Here is an 18,771-nt window from a genome sequence, read left to right on the forward strand (position 1 = left end):
GCCGCCCCCCCGCCCCCCCCCCCCCCCCCCCCCCCCCCCCCCCCCCCCCCCCCCCCCCCCCCCCCCCCCCCCCCCCCCCCCCCCCCCCCCCCCCCCCCCCCCCCCCCCCCCCCCCCCCCCCCCCGGCCCGGGGGCGGGTGTGACGAGCAGCACACGACGGCGTAACGTCCACCGGCCGTGTCAGCGACACCGACCGACACGACCGTGACCGACCCCGCGACGGACCCCGTCCTCACCGCCGAGCGTGCCCACCTGGCCCTCGCCGAGGACTGCCTCGCCGAGATGCGCACCGCCGCCTCCACCGTCGTGGACGCCGGCGTCGACGCCTGGGCCTCCGAGCGCCTCGGCGCCGCCCGCGCCGAGCGGCTCCGCTCGCTGGCCGCCGACCCCGGCGTGCCGCCCTTCTTCGGCCGCACCGACGGCGCCGGGGAGACCTTCCACATCGGCCGGCGGCACGTCCGCGACGCCGCCGGCCGGCCGGTGGTCATCGACTGGCGGGCGCCGATGAGCCGGCCGTTCTACCGGGCCAGCGCCGCGGATCCGCAGGGCCTGGTCCGCCGCCGCCGGTTCGGCTTCGCCGGCGGTGAGCTCACCTCCTACGAGGACGAACTGCTCGGAGTCGGCGAGGAGGGCGACGGCGCCCTGCTCCGCGACGACACCTCGAGCCGGGTCCTGCTCCAGGAGATCGAGCGCCCGCGCAGCGGCCCGATGCGCGACATCGTCGCCACCATCCAGCCCGAGCAGGACGAGATCGTCCGCGCCCCGCTGGCCGAGTCGGTGTGCGTGCAGGGCGCGCCGGGCACCGGCAAGACCGCCGTCGGTCTGCACCGCGCCGCCTACCTGCTCTACACGCACGGCGGGCAGCTGGCCCGGACCGGCGTCCTCGTCGTCGGACCCAACCGGGCGTTCCTGCGCTACATCGAGCAGGTGCTGCCCACCCTCGGCGAGGTCGACGTCGACCAGACGACGGTCGCCGAGCTGACCGGCCGGGTGCCGGTCCGGGCGCAGGACGCCCCGGAGGTCGCCGTCCTCAAGGGCGACGCCCGCATGGCGCAGGTGCTCGAGCGGGCGCTGTGGGGCTCGATCGCCAAGCCCGCCGACGACGTCCTGGTCCCGCTGGCCGGCCGCCGCCACCGGGTGCCGGTGGAGCGGCTGAAGCGGTACGTCGACGACCTGCGGCGGCGCGGCCGCGTGGCCGACGACCAGCAGCGGCTGCACCACGCCGCCGGGCGGGAGCGGCTGGCGCTGCTGCTCGCCGAGGACGCCCGGCGGCAGAGCGAGGAGGCCGGCGGCAGCCCGACCGACGCCGAGACCCGCCGGGCTGCGCGCAGCCCCGAGGTCCGCGAGTTCTGCGACGCCGTCTGGCCCGCCCGCGACCCCGCCGGCCTGGTCGCGGAGCTCCTCGGCGACCCCGCCGTCCTGGCCCGCGCCGCCCGCGGCGTGCTCACCGACGACGAGCAGGCGCTGCTGCACCGCCCGGCCGCGCGCTCGGTGCGCGCCACGGCGTGGACCGACGCCGACGCCGTCCTCGTCGACGAGGTGGCCGGGCTGCTCGAGCGGACGGCGGGCTACGGGCACGTCGTCGTCGACGAGGCGCAGGACCTCTCGCCCATGCAGTGCCGCGCGGTGGCCCGCCGGCTGGCCGCCGGGTCGCTCACCGTGCTCGGCGACCTCGCGCAGGCCACGAGCCCCTGGTCGCCGGCCGACTGGGCGCCGACGCTCGCCGGCCTGGGCCGCCCGGACACCGCCGTCCGGCCGCTGACCCGCGGCTACCGGGTGCCGGGGGAGGTGCTCGACTACGCCAACCGGCTGCTGCCGGCGATCGCGCCCGGCCTGCCGGCGGCCACCGCCGTGCGCCGGGACCCCGGTGCGCTCGCCGTCCGGCCGGTCGCCGACCTCGCCGGGCCGCTGGCCGAGGTGGTCGCCGACCTCGCGGCCGGCCCCGGGTCGGTCGGCGTCGTCTGCGCCGACGCCGACGTGCCCGGGGTGGCGCGGCTGCTGGCCGCCGCGGACCTGCCGGCGGCGGTGCTCGCCGACGACGGCTCGGCGGCCGGACGCCTCGCCGTCGTGCCCGCCACCCTGGCCAAGGGGCTGGAGTTCGACGCCGTCGTCGTGGCCGACCCGGCGGCGATCGCGGCCGCCGAGCCGCGCGGGCTGTCCCGGCTCTACGTCGTGCTCACCCGGGCGGTGAGCACGCTGGTCGTGCTGCACCGCGACGACCTGCCCGCCCTGCTGGAGGTCTGAGCGTCCCCCGACCGCAGCACCGCACGGCGCGGGTCGTTGTGGCCGGACGTGATCTCTGTTGCAGTGTGCGCGCACGGGAGGGAGGCCCATGGACCGGCAGGACAGCCGGGCCGGCACGCTGCTCCGGTTGGCCGCGACGATCGTGGTCGCCGGGGCACTGGTGGCGGGCCTGCTCCTCCCGTGGATCGGGGGTCCCGCGATCGCCGCCCAGCAGTCCACCGGGCTGCTCGGTGACCTGCCCACCGAGTTCACCGACGCCCCGCCGCCGGGGAACACCGTGCTCCTGGCCGCGAACGGCGAGCCGATCACGTACTTCTACGACGAGAACCGCGACCCCGTGGAGCCCTCCGAGATCGCCGACGTCATGAAGGACGCCATGGTGGCCATCGAGGACTCGCGCTTCTACGGCCACCGCGGCCTGGACGTGCAGGGGACGCTGCGCGCGCTGGTCACCAACATCGCCGCCGGGCAGGTGGCCGAGGGCGGCTCGACGCTCACCCAGCAGCTGGTCAAGCAGACGCTGCTGCAGACCGCCGACACCCCCGAGGAGCGGACCGCCGCCACCGAGCAGACGGTGGGCCGCAAGCTGCGCGAGGCGCGTCTGGCCCTGGCGCTGGAGGACCTCTACAGCAAGGACGAGATCCTCGCCCGCTACCTCAACATCGTCTACTTCGGCCAGAACGCCTACGGCGTGCAGCCGGCCGCCCGCGCCTACTTCGGCGTCGACGCCGCCGCGCTCACCCTGCCGCAGGCGGCCCTGCTGGCCGGCCTCGTGCAGAGCCCGGTGAACGACGACCCGTTCACCGACCCCGAGGCGGCCACCGCGCGGCGCAACGAGGTCCTGTCCCGGATGGCCGAGCAGGGCTTCGTCACCGCCGACGAGGCGGCCGCGGCCGCGGCCGCGCCGCTCGGGCTGGCGCCCGCGCCCGCCCCGCCCCGGGGCTGCGTCCAGGCCACCGTCGGCCCGTTCGTCTGCGACTTCGTGCAGCGGTACCTCATCCAGGAGCTCGGGCTCAGCCAGGAGCAGCTGGACAACGGCGGCTACACCGTCCAGACCACGCTGGACCCCGAGCTGCAGCGCTCCGGCGACGCCGCGGTGCTGGAGACCCTGCCGCGGGAGGACTCGCTGGCCGCGATGTTCACCGCCGTCGAGCCCGGCACCGGCCACCTGCTGGCGATGAGCGTCAACCGGACCTTCGGCTACGACCTCGCCGACCGCACCCAGGAGTCGTTCAACCTCAACGTGGCGCCCAGCCAGGGCTCGGGCTCCACGTACAAGGTCTTCGTCGCCGCCGCGGCCCTGGCCCGGGGCTACTCCTCCCACTACACGCTCACCGCCCCCGACCCCTACGTCTCCCGGGTCTACAGCGGCCCCTGCGAGGGCCGGGACACCGACGGCCGGTACTGCGTCCGCAACGCCGGGTCCGGCTACCGCCCGACGCTGGACCTGACGACGGCGCTGTACCAGTCCTCCAACACCTACTTCCTCGCGCTCGAGGACGCCCTCGGCAGCGTCGAGGAGCCGGTGCGGATGGCCGAGGCGGCGGGGCTGTTCCAGTTCAGCCCGCCCGGCCTGGCGCAGAAGATCATCGACGAGAACCGCGGGTCGTTCACCTTCGGCGCCGAGGCGACCAGCCCGCTGGCGCTGGCCAGCGCCTACTCGACGTTCGCCGCCGGCGGCACGCAGTGCGACGTCGTCCCGGTGACCGCCGTCCTCGACCAGAACGGCGAGCCGGCGGCCGGCGCCGGCGGCGAGCCGCTCGCGGTCGGCGACCGGTGCACGCCCGAGGCGGTCCCGCCGGGCGTGGCGAACACGATGAACCAGATGCTGCGCAAGGACGTCGAGCCGGGGAACCCGGGACAGACCGGGGCCCGCGCCTACGTCCGCGGTCACCAGATCGCCGGCAAGACCGGCACCTCCCAGGACAACTACTCGGTGGCGTTCGTGGGCTACACGCCCGAGATCACCGCGAGCGTCATGGTCCTCAACCCCAAGCAGAACGAGGACGTCGGCGGCTTCGGTGGCGGAAAGGGCGCCACCATCTGGCACGACGCGATGGAGCCGATCCTCACCGCGCGCGGCAGCGGCGAGTTCCCGCCGGCCGACGAGACCGTGCAGAACGGCAACACCCGCCCGGTGCCCGGCTGCTCCGGCGTGCGCGCCTGCGAGCGGACCCTGGCCGACGCCGGGTTCACCCCGCGGACGGTGCGCGTCGACAGCGACGAGCCGTCCGGCGCCCTCCTGGGCACCAGCCCGCCCCGCGGCGGCCGTGCCGTGCCCGGCCAGGTGGTGTCGATCCTGGTGAGCAACGGCAGCGACTACGTGGAGCCGGAGCCCGCACCGCCGGCCGACCCGGCGCCCCCGAGCGCCCCCGGGACGACCCCGCCGTCGTCGTCCCCGCCGCCGTCCTCCCCGCCCCCGCCGTCGTCCCCGCCATCGCCGTCGACCCCGCCCCCGGCGCCGGAGCCGCCGCCCGCGCCGCCTCCGCCGACCGAGGTGCCGCCGGCGCCGGCGGTGCCCGCACCGGAGCCGCCCGCACCGGAGCCGCCCGCGCCCGCGACCGAGCCCCCGGCGCCGGGTGGCGGACCCGGCTCACCCTGGCGACCGGACGCCTGACGCCGCCCCAGCCGCTCGTCCAGGGACTGGGTGAGCAGCCACCCGGCCAGCAGGACCAGGTGCAGCAGGAACAGCCACAGGCCGATGGCGACCACGGCGCCGACCACGACCAGGCCGCCGAAGGGCGCGCCGAGGTCCAGCGGCAGGGACAGGAACAGCACGAAGCCCTGCAGGAACCCGGACAGGCACGCGGCGGTGAACAGCGCGCCGCTGACCAGCGCGCCCCACCGGCGCCGGCCGCCGGCCACCACGCCATAGCCCCACAGGATGGGCACGGTCAGCACGAACAGCACCGAGTAGTAGCCGACGGCGAACCGCCCGATCGCGGGCCCGGCGCCGTCCTCGCGGGCCAGGTCGGCCATGACCGTGGCGGCCAGCAGCAGCGGGTACAGCAGCAGGGGCGTCGCCACGACCAGGGGCAGCGCGAGCAGCCGGCCCCGCCAGCCGGTGAGGTTCTCCCGCCGCCGGCTGAACCGCATCAGCGCCCGCCGCAGCCCCTCGCCGTACAGCGACAGCGGCAGCAGCGCCAGCGCGAACCCCAGCAGGTCCAGCCGGACGCCGGCGTCGACCAGCCGGGCCACCGCGTCCGGCGCGCCCAGCGACGCCGGCAGCAGCTCGGCGAGCCGCCCGCTGCGCGCCCGCACCTCCTCGGCCGAGGTGGCCAGCGCGGTCAGCCGGACGGAGACCAGCACCAGCGGCACCACCGCGATGCCGGCGTAGAAGGTGAGTCCCGCGCCGATCAGCGCGAGGTCACGGCCGTGCAGCAGACGGCGGGCACCGGCCAGCAGCGTCCGCGTCTCGGCGCGCACCCGGGCCGCCGTCCACCTGCGTCCCGGGCTCACGCGCCCATGCCACCAGTCCCGGCGGCCCGGCGCCCGCCGGGGACCGGGCGGCGCTCAGTCGTCGGTGCTCGCGTCGTCGGTGGTGGGGGCGTCGTTGCCGGGGTTCTGGCCGGTCTCCTGGCAGCTGGCGTCGTTCTCGTTGCTGGCGTTCTCGCCGGAGGCGTCGCAGTTGGTCGGGCCGCGCGAGAAGTCGGTGTTGTCACCGCAGGCGACCAGGGAGCCGAACAGGGCGAGCGCGACGAGCGGCCGGGCCAGACGCATCCGCGTGGAAGAGGACATGCAGCAATCGGTACACGTCCCCGCGGCCGCGCAAACCGGCGGGGGTCGGCAACCTCCCGGAGCCACCCCATCACCGTTCGTGACCGATGTAATTACACCGGGGTGATTGTCACACGCCGGTCACGGACCTTACGCTCAGTACGTCCAACGGGGCGCTCCGTCACCAGTCCGGGTGACACCCCGCGGACGCCGTCGAGCCGGATCCCCTCCGCGGGGACCGGGCCGGGGACCCATCGCAGTCCTGGGGTGTAGCGCGTGTCCGCACGCGCCGGGCGACTCCACGCCCGAACCCGTCAGCTAACCCGGTAGGCGGCCTGGGAGAAGGAGAGACCGCCGCGTGGCGTCCCTGCGCACGTCCGTCCCCGGCATGCCCGCGACCGGCCGCTCCCGCGGCCGCCGGGCCGCCCTCGCCCTCGTCGGCGCCCTCGGCATCGGTCTCGGGCTGGGTGCCGTCCCGGCGCCGGCCGGGGCGGAGGAGCCGACGACGGCCGCCGAGGCCGCGCAGCTGGTCGCCGCCCGGGGCCACGAGCTCGAGGTCGTCACCGAGCAGTTCAACGAGGCCCGCGAGGCGCTCGCCGCCCAGCAGGCCGCCGCCGACGCCGCCGCCGCGGAGCTGGCCACCGCCCAGGCCGCCGTGGACACCGCCCGCCGGCAGGTGGTCGGCATCGCCCGGTCGGCGTACACCGGCGACAGCATGGGCTCGCTGCAGGCGCTCATGACCAGCGCGGACGCCGACGAGTTCGTCAACCGCGTCACGCTGCTGCAGGGCGTCGCCGGCTACCAGGGCGAGCTGCTCGGCCGGGCCGCGGCCGCCACCGAGACCGCCACCGCCGCGCAGGCCGCCGCCACCGAGGCCGCCGCCGAGGCCCAGCGTCAGTACGACGCCGTGGCCGCCCAGCAGGCCGACCTCGAGGCGCAGATCGCCGCCTACCAGGCCGACTACGCCCGGCTGACCGCCGACGAGCGGCGTGCCGCCCTCGAGGCCGCCGCCGCGGCGCACGCCGCCGAGGACGCCCGCGCCAGCCGCGACGAGGAGCGCGAGGACACCGCGTCGGCCTCCGGGTCGTCGTCCGCGGAGGAGCCGGCGCCGGCGGCCGCGCCGGCCAGCGGCGTCGCCGGGACCGTCGTCGCCACCGCCATGGCCCAGCGCGGCAAGCCCTACGTGTGGGCGGCCGCCGGCCCCAACGCGTTCGACTGCTCCGGCCTCACCCAGTACGCCTTCCGTGCCGCGGGGATCAGCCTCCCGCACTCCAGCAAGATGCAGTCGACGATGGGCACCCCGGTCTCCCGTGCGAACCTGCAGCCCGGTGACCTGGTCTTCTTCTACAGCCCGGTGAGCCACGTCGGCATCTACATCGGCAACGGCCAGATGGTGCACGCGCCGACGTCGGGCGACGTCGTCAAGGTCGCCGGCATCGACGTGATGGGCGGCTACGCCGGCGCCCGCCGGATCGGGTGAGGACCTCCCTGCCCCCACGTCACCAGGTGCCGGGACGGATCACGTCCGGACCCGCTGCAGCAGGCCCCGGACGAAGGCCGCCGTCGCGCCGGAGGGCAGCCGCACCTCCCAGCGGGTGACCACCCTCGGGTCCACCTCCTGCGCGCCGGGCAGGCGGCTCACGTCGGCCACCACGTGCTCCCAGACCCGCAGCCGCCCGTCGGCCGCCGGCGGGACCGGGGAGCCCGGCGCCCGCACCAGGTGCTCGTGCAGCACGCTGCCGCCGGGGGCTGCGAGCACCTCCCAGCGCAGGTGCGGCCACAGCGGCAGCGGCCAGCGCCGGACCTCGAGGTCCAGGTCGCCGAACCGGCGGTCCTCCACCTCCTCGGCGGGCCCGAGGACGGCGGCGCGCAGTGCCACGCCACGCGGCGCCCGCCGCGCGTGGTGCAGCGCCTGCCAGCGGGTGTGCGCCGCGTGCGCCTCGGCGCGGGTCGCGCCCAGGCGGGGCAGGGCCGCGGCCACCAGGTCCGGCCGCAGGTCCGCCATCCGGCGCAGCAGGACCAGGCAGAACTCCCGCCGCGCCAGACCCCGCACGGCCCGACCCTGCCACGCACCTCACACCCGGAGATCGGGACGTCGCCGCCCGCTGCCGCGTTGACCCTCCGGAACCGCCCCCGACCCGAGGACCGCGCACCGATGAACCCCCGCACCGTCGCCCTGGCCTTCCGCACCGTCGCCGTCGCCGAGGCCCTGTCCTGGGTCGGCCTGCTGGCCGGGATGTACGTCAAGTACGTGCCGGAGACCTCCGAGGCCGGCGTCCAGGTGTTCGGGCCGGTCCACGGCGCGGTGTTCGTCGCCTACGTGGTCGTGGCGCTGGTCGCCGCGCGGGTGCTCGGCTGGTCCCGGTGGACGACGCTGCTCGCGCTGGCCGCCTCGGTCCCGCCGCTGGTCACCGTGGTGTTCGAGCGCTGGGCCGGGCGCACCGGGCGGCTGGCGGCGCCCGTCCGGGCCTGACCTACGGTTCCGGTCATGCCGGAACCCGTGCTGCCCTCGACCGCCCGCACCCTGCTGGCCCGCACCGCCCGGGTGCAGCGCGAGGGGCGGGCGCCCAGCCTGGTCGCCGGCGTGGTCCGCGACGGCGGGCTGGCCTGGTCGGCCGGCCGCGGCGACGTCGACGAGCCGCACACCGACGTCCAGTACCGGCTCGGGTCGATCAGCAAGACCGTCACCGCCGTCGCGGTCATGCGGCTGCGGGACGAGGGCCGGCTGGCCCTCGACGACCCGCTGGACCGGCACGTGCCCGGAACACCGTTCGGCGACCGGTCGGTCGGGCAGTTGCTCTCGCACCTGGCCGGCGCCGCCGCGGAGAGCCCGGGCGGCTGGTGGGAGCGGGTGCCCGGCGGATCCCTGGCCGACCTGCGGCTGTCCGGGGAGCACGTCGTCCTGGGCGAGGCCCGGCGCTTCCACTACTCGAACCTCGGCTTCGGCCTGCTCGGCGAGCTCGTGGCGCGGCTGCGCGGGCGGTCGTGGGAGGACGTCGTGACCGCGGAGGTGCTCGCCCCGCTGGGGATGACCCGGACGACGCCGCGCCCGTCCGGCCGCGCCGCGCAGGGGTACGCCGTCCACCCGTGGGCCGACGTCGTCCTGCCCGAGCCCGAACACGACGCCGGCGTGATGGCCGCCGCCGGGCAGCTGTGGGCGACGCTGGCCGACCTCGCCCGCTTCGCCGCCTTCCTGCTCGGCGACACCGGCGACGTGCTGTCCCCGGCGACGCTCGAGGAGATGGCCGTGCCGGCCGGCGTCGACGGCTCCTCCCCGGCCTGGTCGGCCTACGGGCTGGGCCTGCAGGTGCTGCGGGTCGACGGCCGCACGCTCACCGGCCACGGCGGTTCGATGCCCGGCTTCCTCGCCGGCGTGTTCGTCGACCGCGAGGAGGGCACCGGCGGCGTCTCCCTGGCCAACACCACCAGCGGCCTGGACGTGCTCGTCCCCGGCCTGCTCGCCGACCTGCGCGCCGCCGAGCCGCGGGTGGCGGAGCCGTGGCGCCCGGCCGAGCCGCCGGTGCCGCTGGAGCAGCTGGGCACCTGGTACTGGGGCCCGGCGCCGCACGCGCTGCGCGCGGTGGACGGCGGCCTGCTGCACCTCGGCCCGCTGCCCGGCCGCTCGGGGCGGGCCAGCCGCTTCCGCCGTGACGCCGACGGCACCTGGGTGGGCCTGGACGGCTACTACGCCGGGGAGCCACTGCGGATCGCCGACGACCACCTGGACCTGGGCACGTTCGTCTTCACCCGCACGCCCTACGACCCCGCCGCCCCCGTCCCCGGCGACGTCGACCCCCGCGGCTGGACGGCGACGGCCGGCTGAGCGTGCACCTCCGCGGACCTGCCCGGTGCACTTCCGCGGAGGTGCACCGGCTCAGGGGCGGTCGAAGGCGTCCATCGTGGTCTTGACGACGGCGCCGTAGACCAGGTGCGGGACGAGGTCGCTGACCCAGTCGGTGGCCGACCAGCTGCGCGGGTCGGTGATGCCCAGCGCCGTCATCGGGCCGTTGGCCGCCACCAGGACGCCGAGCGTGGTGAGCAGCGTCCCGACCAGCGGCTGTGACCGGAAGCCCGAGGCGCGGACCAGTCCGACGACGACGCCCACGCCGACGCCCGCGACCAGGCCGGTCATCGGCCCGAGCCCCTGGACCCGGTTCTGCCGCGTCTCGTCGTCGCCGGGGATCGGCACGTGCGCCTTCTCGGCGAGCTTCTCCACGGTCTGCTCGGGCGTCGAGCTGGTCCCGCGGCCGCGGACGGTCATGTCCAGGTAGGTGACGGCGTTGAGCGCGGTGCTGCCCGCCGCCCCGGCGGCCGCGCCGCGCACCGCCCAGCCGAGCGTGCTGATCCCGCGCCTGCCCTTGCCGAACGTCCCCACGGGGGTTCGCCTCGCCATGCCGTCGGTGGTACCCGCCGCGCTCACCAGGGGAAACGGGCGCATCCTGGGGGAGTGGACGACGCCGGCGCGGCCCTCGAGCGGGCCATCGACGCGCTGCTCGACGCCCGCGCACCGGGCGCCACGATCTGCCCGTCGGAGGCGGCCCGCGCGGTCGATCCCGAAGGCTGGCGCGACCTCATGCCGCAGGCCCGCGCGGCCGCCGGACGGCTCGCGCGGCGGGGCGGGGTCGAGGTCACCCAGCGCGGCGCGGTGGTCGACGTCGCCACCGCCCGCGGCCCGGTGCGCGTCCGCCGCGTGACGGGCTGAGCGTCAGCCGAGCGGCAGCGGGCGGGCGAGGAAGGCGGCGAGCAGCCGGGCGGTCCGGTCGACGGTGCCGGTGTGCAGCACCTCGTAGCCGTGCGTGCTCAACGTGGGCAGGCTCAGCAGCGCCGCCCGCGCCGTCTGGCCCGAGGCCTTCGCCTGCGAGGCGTCGGAGTCGAAGGACTGCCACACCGCCGTCTGCGGGTCCACGCCGAGCTCGCGACCGGCGTCGACCAGCGCGTCGGCGACGGCCCGGTCGTAGACGACGGCGTCGTCGGCGTAGGCGACGACGGGCCCGCCGTCGACGGTGACCTGGTACTCGGCCTCCGCGGGGCCGACGTCGAGGGCGACGGTGAGGTCGCCGGGCAGGGTCCGCGCGGCGTAGGAGGCGCCGATGCCGCCCATCTCCTCGCTGGTGGTGGCCACGAGGTACACGTCGCCGTGCGGGCGCCCGCGCAGCAGCCGGGCGGCGCCGACCAGGGCGGTGAGCGCGGCGCGGTCGTCGAGGAAGTAGCCGCCGACGAAGTCGCCGAAGCGGGTGAGCCCGCGCCGGTCGGCGTGCACGCACACCCGGGTGCCGGGGTGCACGCCGGCCGCGGCCAACTCCTCGGCGGAGCGCCCGGTGAAGACGTAGACGTGCGACCAGTCCATGGCCTTGCCGCCCTGGTCCGGCTTGGTCTCCCAGATGCGCATGCTGTCGGTGGTCGTGTGCTCCGAGCCGAGGGTGAGCACGCCGGTGAGCGTCTCCCGCCGGCCGAGGACGGCGACCGGGCCGAGGCCGAAGTTGCCCGGGTACATGACGCCGAGCGAGCTCACCCGCAGCGTGCCGTCGGGTTCGACCCGCTTGACCATCATCGACAGCTCGTCGAGGTGTGCCATGACGCGGACGGCCGGGGCCGACCGGTCCCGGCCGTGCAGGAGCGCGACCAGGTTGCCCGCGGCGTCCACCGACACCTCGTCGGCCGGCGGCTCGAGCTCCCGCCGGACGACGTCGCGCACCGCCTGTTCCTCGCCGCAGGGGCCGTAGGTGCGCAGCAGCACGTCGAGCAGGTCGGGCAGCGGGGTGGCCACGGGGCTCCTCGGGGCGGCGTCGGCGGTCGGACCCGTCCTACCCGGCCGGTGCCGCGTCCGCCCCCGCAGCCCGCTCCAGCAGCGGGGCGACCCGGTGGTCGACGTAGCGGCGCAGCGCCAGCGCGGTGTCGGTGCGCTCCACGCCGGGGACGGCGAGCACCTGCTCGGTGAGCCGCCACAGGTCGTCTGCGTCCACCGCCACCACGCGCACCAGCAGGTCGGCGGCCCCGGACAGGGCCGTCACCTCGAGGACCTCGGGCAGCGCGGCGAGCGCGGCCGCGACCTCCTCGAGGCTGCGCTGCACGACCTGCACGGTCACGTAGGCGCCGAGCCGGTAGCCGAGCGCCTCGGGCCGCACCCGGGCGTCGAACGGCGCCAGCAGGCCGCTGGACTCCAGCCGGGCCAGCCGCGCCTGCACCGTGTTGCGCGCCAGCCCGAGCCGCTGGGACAGGGCCATGACCGTGGCGCGGGGGTCGTCGGTCAGCGCCTGCACCAGGCGGGCGTCGGTGGCGTCCAGACGGTCCGGACCGGGCGGCATGTGCTCAGTCTGACACGTTCGGACGTCCGAGCAGTTGTCATCCTGCGCAGTCCGCCGTTCCGACCTTGCGCAATCCGGGAGAGGGGTGATGTGCTCCACAGGGGGTCGGTCGTGCCACGATGTGTGAGTGGTGCCACACCCCGGTGCCCACACAGGACGTCCAGCACCGCGACCGGCCGGCGACCCCGGCGGCGCGGCCGACGGCGAGGAGGAGCGCGTGAGCGTGCCGAGCGTGACGACGGAGGCGGTGGACCCCGTACCCGGTGCGGCGGCGCCCCACCTGCCGCAGCAACCGGACCTGGTGCAGCTGCTGACCCCCGAGGGCGAGCGGGTCGAGCACCCCGAGTACTCCCTCGAGATCAGCGACGAGGAGCTGCGCGGGCTGTACCGCGACCTCGTGCTGGTGCGCCGCTGGGACGTCGAGGCCACCGCCCTGCAGCGCCAGGGCGAGCTCGGCATCTGGGCCTCGCTGCTGGGCCAGGAGGCCGCCCAGATCGGCGCCGGCCGCGCGATGGCCGCCGACGACACGGCCTTCCCCACCTACCGCGAGCACGGCGTCGCCTGGGTGCGCGGCGTCGACCCGCTGCACGTCATCAGCCTGTTCCGCGGCGTCGACAACGGCGGCTGGGACCCGGTGGACACCGGGTTCAACCTCTACACCGTCGTCATCGGCGCGCAGACCCTGCACGCCACCGGCTACGCCATGGGCCTGCAGCGCGACGGCGCGGAGAGCGCCACGCTCGCCTTCCTCGGCGACGGCGCCACCAGCCAGGGCGAGGTCAACGAGGCGATGATCTGGGCGGCCAGCTTCTCGGCCCCGGTCGTCTTCTTCTGCCAGAACAACCAGTACGCGATCAGCGTCCCGCTCGAGCGCCAGTCGCGGGTGCCGCTGTACCAGCGCGCGGCCGGCTTCGGCTTCCCCGGCGTGCGGGTCGACGGCAACGACGTCCTCGCCGTCCTCGCCGTCACCCGGGCGGCGCTGGCCGCCGCGCGCGAGGGCCAGGGCCCGACGTTCGTCGAGGCGTTCACCTACCGGATGGGCGCGCACACCACCTCCGACGACCCCACCCGCTACCGGCTGGCCAGCGAGCTGGAGGAGTGGAAGCTGCGCGACCCGATCGCGCGGGTGAAGGCGCACCTGTCCCGCAGCGGCATCGCCGACCAGGAGTTCTTCGACGCCGTCGAGGCCGAGGCCGACGAGCTGGCCGCGCGCATCCGGAAGGGCACGCTGGAGATGCCCGACCCGCCGGGCACGGCGATGTTCGACCAGGTGTACGCGGAGCAGACGCCGCACCTGGCCGCGCAGCAGGCGGCCTTCGAGGCCTACCAGGCGAGCTTCGAGGGGGCGGGACACTGATGGGCACCGAGACGCTCACCATCGGCAAGGCCCTCAACCTCGGCCTGCGCCGCGCCATGGAGGACGACGCCAAGGTCGTGCTCATGGGCGAGGACATCGGCCGCCTCGGCGGCGTCTTCCGCATCACCGACGGACTGCAGAAGGACTTCGGCGAGGACCGCGTCGTCGACACCCCGCTGGCCGAGGCCGGCATCCTCGGCACCGCCGTCGGCCTGGCCATGCGCGGCTACCGGCCGGTCTGCGAGATCCAGTTCGACGGGTTCGTCTTCCCCGCCTACAACCAGATCGTCACCCAGGTCGCCAAGATCCACGCCCGCTCGCGCGGCAAGCTGGCGATGCCGATCGTCGTCCGCATCCCGTTCGGCGGGGGCATCGGCGCGGTCGAGCACCACAGCGAGAGCCCCGAGGCGTACTTCGCGCACACCCCCGGGCTCAAGGTGGTCGCGGTCAGCAACCCGGTCGACGCCTACTGGGGCATCCAGCAGGCGATCGCGCACCCCGACCCGATCGTCTTCCTCGAGCCCAAGCGGCGGTACTGGGAGAAGGCCGAGGTCGACACCGACGCCACGCCCGACCCGCTGTTCGCCTCCCGGGTGGTCCGCGGCGGCGACGACGTCACGGTGCTGGCCTACGGCCCGATGGTGAAGACGGCGCTGCAGGCCGCCGACGCCGCCGCCGAGGAGGGCCGCTCGCTGGAGGTCGTCGACCTGCGCACCCTCTCGCCGCTGGACCTGGACCCGGTGGTCGAGTCGGTGCGCCGCACCGGCCGCTGCGTCGTCGTCCACGAGGCGCCGGTGACCCTCGGCCTCGGCGCGGAGATCGCCGCGCGGATCACCGAGCAGTGCTTCTTCTCGCTGGAGGCGCCGGTGCTCCGGGTCGGCGGCTACGACACCCCCTACCCGCCGTCGAAGCTGGAGGAGGAGTACCTCCCCGACCTCGACCGCGTGCTCGACGCCGTCGACCGGGTGGTGGCGTCCTGATGGGGCAGCTGCGCCAGTTCAAGCTCCCCGACGTCGGGGAGGGGCTGACCGACGGCGAGATCCTGCAGTGGCTGGTGGCGGTGGGCGACACCGTCACGGTCAACCAGCCGCTGTGCGAGGTGGAGACCGCCAAGGCCGCCGTCGAGCTGCCCTCGCCGTACGCCGGGACGGTCACCGAGCTGCTGCACGAGGCGGGCACGACCGTCGACGTCGGCACGCCGATCATCACGATCGACGTCGGCGGCGAGGACGCCCCCGCCGCCGCGGCTCCCGCGGCGGACGGCGGGGAGGCCGGGGCCGGGCTGATCGGCGGGGCCGCCCCGGGCGGCCGGACGGCGGTGCTCGTCGGCTACGGCCCGCGCAACACCGAGGCCCGCCGGCGCCCGCGCCGGTCGGCGCCCGCCGTGCACGCCGCCGCACCCGCGCCCGCCGGCGCCGACTACGGCTCCGGCGGTCAGGAGCGGCCGCCGCTGCTGGCCACCGCCCCCGACGCCACGGTCAAGCCGGTGCGGCACGGCGGCCTGGAGGTGGGCCGGCAGGCCGAGGCGCACGCCCGCGCCGAGGTGGCCGCCCCGTCGCGGCCGGCCGCGCCCGGCCGCGGCTCGGTGCGCCCGCTGGCCAAGCCGCCGGTGCGCAAGCTCGCCCGCGACCTCGGCGTCGACCTCACCGCGCTGACCGGCAGCGGCGCCGGCGGGGTCATCACCCGCGAGGACGTCACCGCGGCCGCCAGCGCCCCGTCGGCCCCCGCCGCGGCGCCCGCGCCCGTGGCCGCGACCGCCGGTGACCAGCGGATCCCGGTGAAGGGCGTGCGGAAGGCGACGGCGGCGGCCATGGTGGCCAGCGCGTTCACCGCGCCGCACGTCACCGAGTTCCTGACCGTCGACGTCACCCGGACGATGAAGCTGCGCGCCCGGGTGGCGGCGCGGCCGGAGTTCGCCGGGGTCAAGGTCAGCCCGCTGCTGTTCGTGGCGCGGGCGCTGCTGCTGGCCGCGCGCCGGCACCCGATGGTGAACAGCTCCTGGGACGAGGCGGCGCAGGAGATCGTCGTCCACGGGGAGGTCAACCTCGGCATCGCCGCGGCCACCCCGCGCGGGCTGGTCGTGCCCAACGTCAAGGACGCCGGGCGACTGTCGCTGGCCGAACTCGCCGGGGCGCTCACCGAGCTCACCGAGACGGCGCGGGCCGGGCGGACGGCGCCGGCGGACATGGCCGGCGGGACGATCACCATCACCAACGTCGGGGTGTTCGGCGTCGACACCGGGACGCCGATCCTCAACCCCGGCGAGTCGGCGATCCTGGCCTTCGGCGCGGTCCGCGAGATGCCCTGGGTGCACAAGGGGAGAGTCGCCGTCCGGCAGGTGACGCAGCTGGCGCTGTCGTTCGACCACCGGATCATCGACGGCGAGCTCGGCAGCCGGTTCCTCGCCGACGTCGGTGCGCTCCTGGCCGACCCGGGGCTGGCGCTGACGTTCTGACGCGTGGCGGCCCGGCCCCGGGGTCAGCGCTCCTCGGGGTCGGGGCCGTACGCCGCACGTCCTCCGTCGACGGGGACGACCGCCCCGGTGACGAAGCCCGCGGCGTCCGACAGCAGCCAGGCCACCACGTCCGCGACCTCCTCCGCCCGGCCCACCCGGCCGAGCGGGTGCAGGGCGGCCATCTGGCGGCGCGTGCGCTCGGCGGCCTGCCCGTCCTGCGCGGCGAGCGCGGCGTCGTAACGCTCGGTCCGGATGGAGCCGAGCGCCACGGCGTTGACCCGGATGCCGTCCGGGCCGTGGTCGACGGCGGCCGCCCGGGTCAGCCCCTCGACGGCGGCCTTGGCCGTCGCGTAGGGCAGCGCGCCCCGCACCGGACGCTGCGCCTGGTGGCTGGAGACGTTGACGATCGACCCGCCGGTGCCGGCGCCGCGGAACCGGCGCACCGCGACCGCGCAGCCGACCACCGCCGGCGCCAGGTTGGCGGTCACCAGGTCCAGGACCTGGCCCGCCGGCGCGGTGCCGAGGCCGGCGTCGCGGAAGACCGCCGCGTTGTTCACCCACCCGGCCAGCCGCCCGAGCTCCTCCGCCCGGTCCGCGGCGCGCCCGGCCACCTCCTCGTCGGCGGCGCTGCCGACGACCGCGGCCACCCGTCCCGCGGCGGCGTGGCCCGCCACCCAGCCGGCGGCGTCCGGGTCGAGGTCCACGACCACCACGGCGGCCCCGCCGGCGAGCAGCCGCTCGGCCACCGCGCGCCCGATTCCCCGCCCGCCGCCGGTCACCACGTACGCGTCCACTGCTGCTCCTCCGGCCCGGTCGTCGGCGATCACGGCGCCGTGACCACCGATCCGGTCCGCCGGGTGGTCACGGCGCCATGATCGCGGGCAGGCTGGCGGGGTGACAGACCTCGACCGGCTGCTCGCCGCCGCCGCCCGCGCCCGGGTGCCCGGGGGCGGGTTCGGCTACCTCGGTGCCGACGGCGCCCTCGTGCCCGGCCGCCCGCAGGAGACCTGGATCGTCGCGCGGATGACCCACGTCTTCGCGCTGGCGACCCTGCTGGGCCGGCCCGGTGCGGAGGAACTGGTCCGTCACGGCCTCGCGGCGCTGCGCGAGGGGCCGCTGCACGACGGGACGCACGGCGGCTGGCGGGCGGCGGAGGACGACGACACGAAGAGCGCGTACGTGCACGCCTTCGCCGTCCTCGCGGGCGCGACGTCCACGGCCGCCGGCGTCGACGGGGGCGCGGCGCTGCTCGACGAGGCGCTGGCGGTGTGGGACCGGCACTTCTGGGACGACGACGCGGGCCTGGCCGTCGAGGAGTGGACCGCGGACTGGTCGCGGCTGTCGGACTACCGCGGTGCCAACGCCAACATGCACGGCGTCGAGGCCATGCTCGCCGCGGCCGACGCGCTCGGCGGGGAGCACGCCGCCCGGCTGCGCGGGCACGCGCTGCGCAGCACGGAGCGGATCGTGCACGGCTGGGCCCGCGAGCGGGACTGGCGACTCCCGGAGCACTACGACGCCGCCTGGACGCCGCTGCCCGAGCACAACCGGGACCGGCCGGCCGACCCGTTCCGGCCCTACGGCGTGACCGTCGGGCACCAGTTCGAGTGGTCGCGGCTGTGCCTGCACCTGCGCGCGGCGCTGGGCGACAGCACGCCCGCCTGGCTGCTCGAGGACGCGGTCGGGCTGTTCGACGCCGCCACCGGCCGGGGCTGGGCCGCCGACGGGCAGCCGGGCTTCCCGTACACGCTGGGCTGGGACGACCGGCCGGTGGTGACCGCGCGGATGCACTGGGTGCTGTGCGAGGCGGTGGCGGCGGCCACCGTGCTCGGCGCGGTCACCGGCGAGGACCGCTACGCCGACCTGGCCGCGGCCTGGTGGGCGCACGGCGAGGAGCGCTTCGCCGACCCCGCCACCGGCAACTGGCACCACGAGCTCACGCCGTCGGGCGAGGTGGCCACCGGCACCTGGGCGGGGCAGCCGGACGCCTACCACCTGGCGCAGGTGCTGCTGCTCGAGGGCGCCCCGGTGCGGGGGAGCGTGGCCGCGGCGCTGCGCTGACCAGGCCGGTCGGTGTGTCCGCTCCAGCGAGGTGGGGTAGGGGATCCGCGACCGCAACGAGTCCCGAGCAAGGAGGAACGTTCCCGTGGCCAGCGTGCAGGAATCCGTCGACGTCGACGTCCCCATCCGTGTCGCCTACGACCAGTGGACGCAGTTCGAGTCCTTCCCGCAGTTCATGGGCGGGGTCGAGCGCATCACCCAGGTGAACGAGACGCTCACCCACTGGGTCACCAACATCGACGGCGTCAAGCGCGAGTTCGACGCCGAGATCACCGAGCAGCACCCCGAGGAGCGGGTGGCCTGGGCGAGCACCGGCGGCGAGGCCAAGCACGCCGGCGTCGTGACCTTCCACCGCCTCGACGACAACAAGACCCGCGTGATGATCCAGATCGACTGGGAGCCGCAGGGTGTCATCGAGAAGGCCGGCGCCGCGCTCGGCTTCGACGACCGCCAGGTCAAGGCCGACGCCAAGCGCTTCAAGGAGTTCATCGAGAGCCGCGGCACCGAGACCGGCGCCTGGCGCGGCGACGTCCCGCGCCCGGACCAGCAGTAGCGCACGGACGACGGCGCCCGCCCCCTCGGCCGAGGGAGCGGGCGCCGTCGTGCGTGCGGCGGAGACGGCCGTCTCCGCC

The 18,771-nt window shown here is 76.4% G+C and carries 17 protein-coding genes, 1 pseudogene and 1 riboswitch; of the genes and pseudogenes, 11 read left to right on the forward strand and 7 right to left on the reverse strand.

Translation table 11 applies throughout. From position 1 onward, the window contains the following. Positions 1-204: 204 nt before the first annotated feature. The gene (locus tag ACI798_RS22675; protein WP_457049012.1) at positions 205-2,244 is read left to right on the forward strand and encodes a HelD family protein; all 2,040 of its coding nucleotides are present in this window, start codon (positions 205-207) and stop codon (positions 2,242-2,244) included. Between the two features lie 88 nt (positions 2,245-2,332). Then, positions 2,333-4,861: a transglycosylase domain-containing protein gene (locus ACI798_RS22680; RefSeq protein WP_457049013.1), complete on the forward strand. Its 2,529-nt coding sequence runs from the start codon at positions 2,333-2,335 to the stop codon at positions 4,859-4,861. Positions 4,862-4,884: 23 nt separating this feature from the next. Here ACI798_RS22680 and ACI798_RS22685 read toward each other — a convergent pair. After that, a pseudogene (locus ACI798_RS22685) lies at positions 4,885-5,703 on the reverse strand (YhjD/YihY/BrkB family envelope integrity protein); the annotation flags it as partial. Positions 5,704-5,757: 54 nt separating this feature from the next. After that, positions 5,758-5,982 (reverse strand): hypothetical protein, encoded by a 225-nt coding sequence (locus ACI798_RS22690; RefSeq protein WP_456942328.1) that lies wholly within the window; start codon positions 5,980-5,982, stop codon positions 5,758-5,760. Positions 5,983-6,175: 193 nt separating this feature from the next. Beyond that, positions 6,176-6,308, forward strand: a riboswitch (cyclic di-AMP (ydaO/yuaA leader). A gap of 11 nt (positions 6,309-6,319) precedes the next feature. On the opposite strand from ACI798_RS22690, the gene ACI798_RS22695 reads away from it, so the two are divergent. Then, entirely contained in the window at positions 6,320-7,441 is a 1,122-nt protein-coding gene (locus ACI798_RS22695) for a C40 family peptidase (protein WP_456942329.1), read from the forward strand. A gap of 39 nt (positions 7,442-7,480) precedes the next feature. Here ACI798_RS22695 and ACI798_RS22700 read toward each other — a convergent pair whose 3' ends face one another. Continuing rightward, positions 7,481-8,014, reverse strand: a complete 534-nt coding sequence (locus ACI798_RS22700; RefSeq protein ID WP_457049014.1) for a hypothetical protein — start codon at positions 8,012-8,014, stop codon at positions 7,481-7,483. 102 nt (positions 8,015-8,116) lie between these two features. Between ACI798_RS22700 and ACI798_RS22705 the strand changes: the two genes are divergently transcribed. Next, positions 8,117-8,434 (forward strand): DUF3817 domain-containing protein, encoded by a 318-nt coding sequence (locus ACI798_RS22705; RefSeq protein WP_456942331.1) that lies wholly within the window; start codon positions 8,117-8,119, stop codon positions 8,432-8,434. 15 nt (positions 8,435-8,449) lie between these two features. Next, positions 8,450-9,784, forward strand: a complete 1,335-nt coding sequence (locus tag ACI798_RS22710) for a serine hydrolase domain-containing protein (RefSeq protein ID WP_457049015.1) — start codon at positions 8,450-8,452, stop codon at positions 9,782-9,784. A 51-nt stretch (positions 9,785-9,835) separates the two neighbouring features. On the opposite strand, the gene ACI798_RS22715 is transcribed toward ACI798_RS22710, so the two are convergent. After that, positions 9,836-10,354 carry a hypothetical protein gene (locus ACI798_RS22715; protein ID WP_456942333.1) on the reverse strand — a complete coding sequence of 173 codons (519 nt, stop codon included), beginning with the start codon at positions 10,352-10,354 and terminating at the stop codon, positions 9,836-9,838. A gap of 54 nt (positions 10,355-10,408) precedes the next feature. Between ACI798_RS22715 and ACI798_RS22720 the strand changes: the two genes are divergently transcribed. Next, positions 10,409-10,663 carry a DUF3253 domain-containing protein gene (locus tag ACI798_RS22720; RefSeq protein ID WP_456942334.1) on the forward strand — a complete coding sequence of 85 codons (255 nt, stop codon included), beginning with the start codon at positions 10,409-10,411 and terminating at the stop codon, positions 10,661-10,663. 3 nt (positions 10,664-10,666) lie between these two features. Here ACI798_RS22720 and ACI798_RS22725 read toward each other — a convergent pair whose 3' ends face one another. Next, positions 10,667-11,728: a M42 family metallopeptidase gene (locus tag ACI798_RS22725; protein ID WP_456942335.1), complete on the reverse strand. Its 1,062-nt coding sequence runs from the start codon at positions 11,726-11,728 to the stop codon at positions 10,667-10,669. Between the two features lie 37 nt (positions 11,729-11,765). Then, a complete protein-coding gene (locus tag ACI798_RS22730; RefSeq protein WP_456942336.1) occupies positions 11,766-12,266 on the reverse strand; it encodes an Lrp/AsnC family transcriptional regulator in 501 nt (166 codons plus the stop codon). A gap of 217 nt (positions 12,267-12,483) precedes the next feature. On the opposite strand from ACI798_RS22730, the gene pdhA reads away from it, so the two are divergent. From pdhA to ACI798_RS22745, 3 genes are read left to right on the forward strand one after another with little or no spacing between them, the layout of a single operon-like run. Further along, positions 12,484-13,623, forward strand: a complete 1,140-nt coding sequence (pdhA, locus tag ACI798_RS22735) for a pyruvate dehydrogenase (acetyl-transferring) E1 component subunit alpha (RefSeq protein ID WP_456942337.1) — start codon at positions 12,484-12,486, stop codon at positions 13,621-13,623. Then, positions 13,623-14,603, forward strand: a complete 981-nt coding sequence (locus tag ACI798_RS22740) for an alpha-ketoacid dehydrogenase subunit beta (protein ID WP_456942338.1) — start codon at positions 13,623-13,625, stop codon at positions 14,601-14,603. Before pdhA ends, ACI798_RS22740 begins: the two co-directional genes overlap by 1 nt. Next, entirely contained in the window at positions 14,603-16,078 is a 1,476-nt protein-coding gene (locus ACI798_RS22745; protein WP_457049016.1) for a dihydrolipoamide acetyltransferase family protein, read from the forward strand. Before ACI798_RS22740 ends, ACI798_RS22745 begins: the two co-directional genes overlap by 1 nt. Positions 16,079-16,101: 23 nt before the next feature. Here the strand turns inward: ACI798_RS22745 and ACI798_RS22750 are convergent, their stop codons facing one another. Further along, positions 16,102-16,872 (reverse strand): SDR family NAD(P)-dependent oxidoreductase, encoded by a 771-nt coding sequence (locus ACI798_RS22750; RefSeq protein WP_457049017.1) that lies wholly within the window; start codon positions 16,870-16,872, stop codon positions 16,102-16,104. 100 nt (positions 16,873-16,972) lie between these two features. Here ACI798_RS22750 and ACI798_RS22755 point away from each other — a divergent pair, with 100 nt between their 5' ends. Beyond that, positions 16,973-18,139, forward strand: a complete 1,167-nt coding sequence (locus ACI798_RS22755; protein ID WP_457049018.1) for an AGE family epimerase/isomerase — start codon at positions 16,973-16,975, stop codon at positions 18,137-18,139. A gap of 85 nt (positions 18,140-18,224) precedes the next feature. After that, positions 18,225-18,692, forward strand: coding sequence for an SRPBCC family protein (locus tag ACI798_RS22760; protein WP_457049019.1), 468 nt, complete (start codon positions 18,225-18,227; stop codon positions 18,690-18,692). Positions 18,693-18,771 lie beyond the last annotated feature (79 nt).

Source organism: Geodermatophilus sp. SYSU D01045 (assembly GCF_054050295.1).

What these genes read in the sequence shown, in the direction of transcription:
- ACI798_RS22680 (WP_457049013.1), top strand. Translation starts at nt 2,333, where the DNA reads ATGGACCGGCAGGACAGCCGGGCCGGCACGCTGCTCCGGTTGGCCGCG.
- ACI798_RS22690 (WP_456942328.1), bottom strand. Translation starts at nt 5,982, where the DNA reads ATGTCCTCTTCCACGCGGATGCGTCTGGCCCGGCCGCTCGTCGCGCTC.
- ACI798_RS22705 (WP_456942331.1), top strand. Translation starts at nt 8,117, where the DNA reads ATGAACCCCCGCACCGTCGCCCTGGCCTTCCGCACCGTCGCCGTCGCC.
- ACI798_RS22710 (WP_457049015.1), top strand. Translation starts at nt 8,450, where the DNA reads ATGCCGGAACCCGTGCTGCCCTCGACCGCCCGCACCCTGCTGGCCCGC.
- ACI798_RS22715 (WP_456942333.1), bottom strand. Translation starts at nt 10,354, where the DNA reads ATGGCGAGGCGAACCCCCGTGGGGACGTTCGGCAAGGGCAGGCGCGGG.
- ACI798_RS22730 (WP_456942336.1), bottom strand. Translation starts at nt 12,266, where the DNA reads ATGCCGCCCGGTCCGGACCGTCTGGACGCCACCGACGCCCGCCTGGTG.
- ACI798_RS22740 (WP_456942338.1), top strand. Translation starts at nt 13,623, where the DNA reads ATGGGCACCGAGACGCTCACCATCGGCAAGGCCCTCAACCTCGGCCTG.
- ACI798_RS22745 (WP_457049016.1), top strand. Translation starts at nt 14,603, where the DNA reads ATGGGGCAGCTGCGCCAGTTCAAGCTCCCCGACGTCGGGGAGGGGCTG.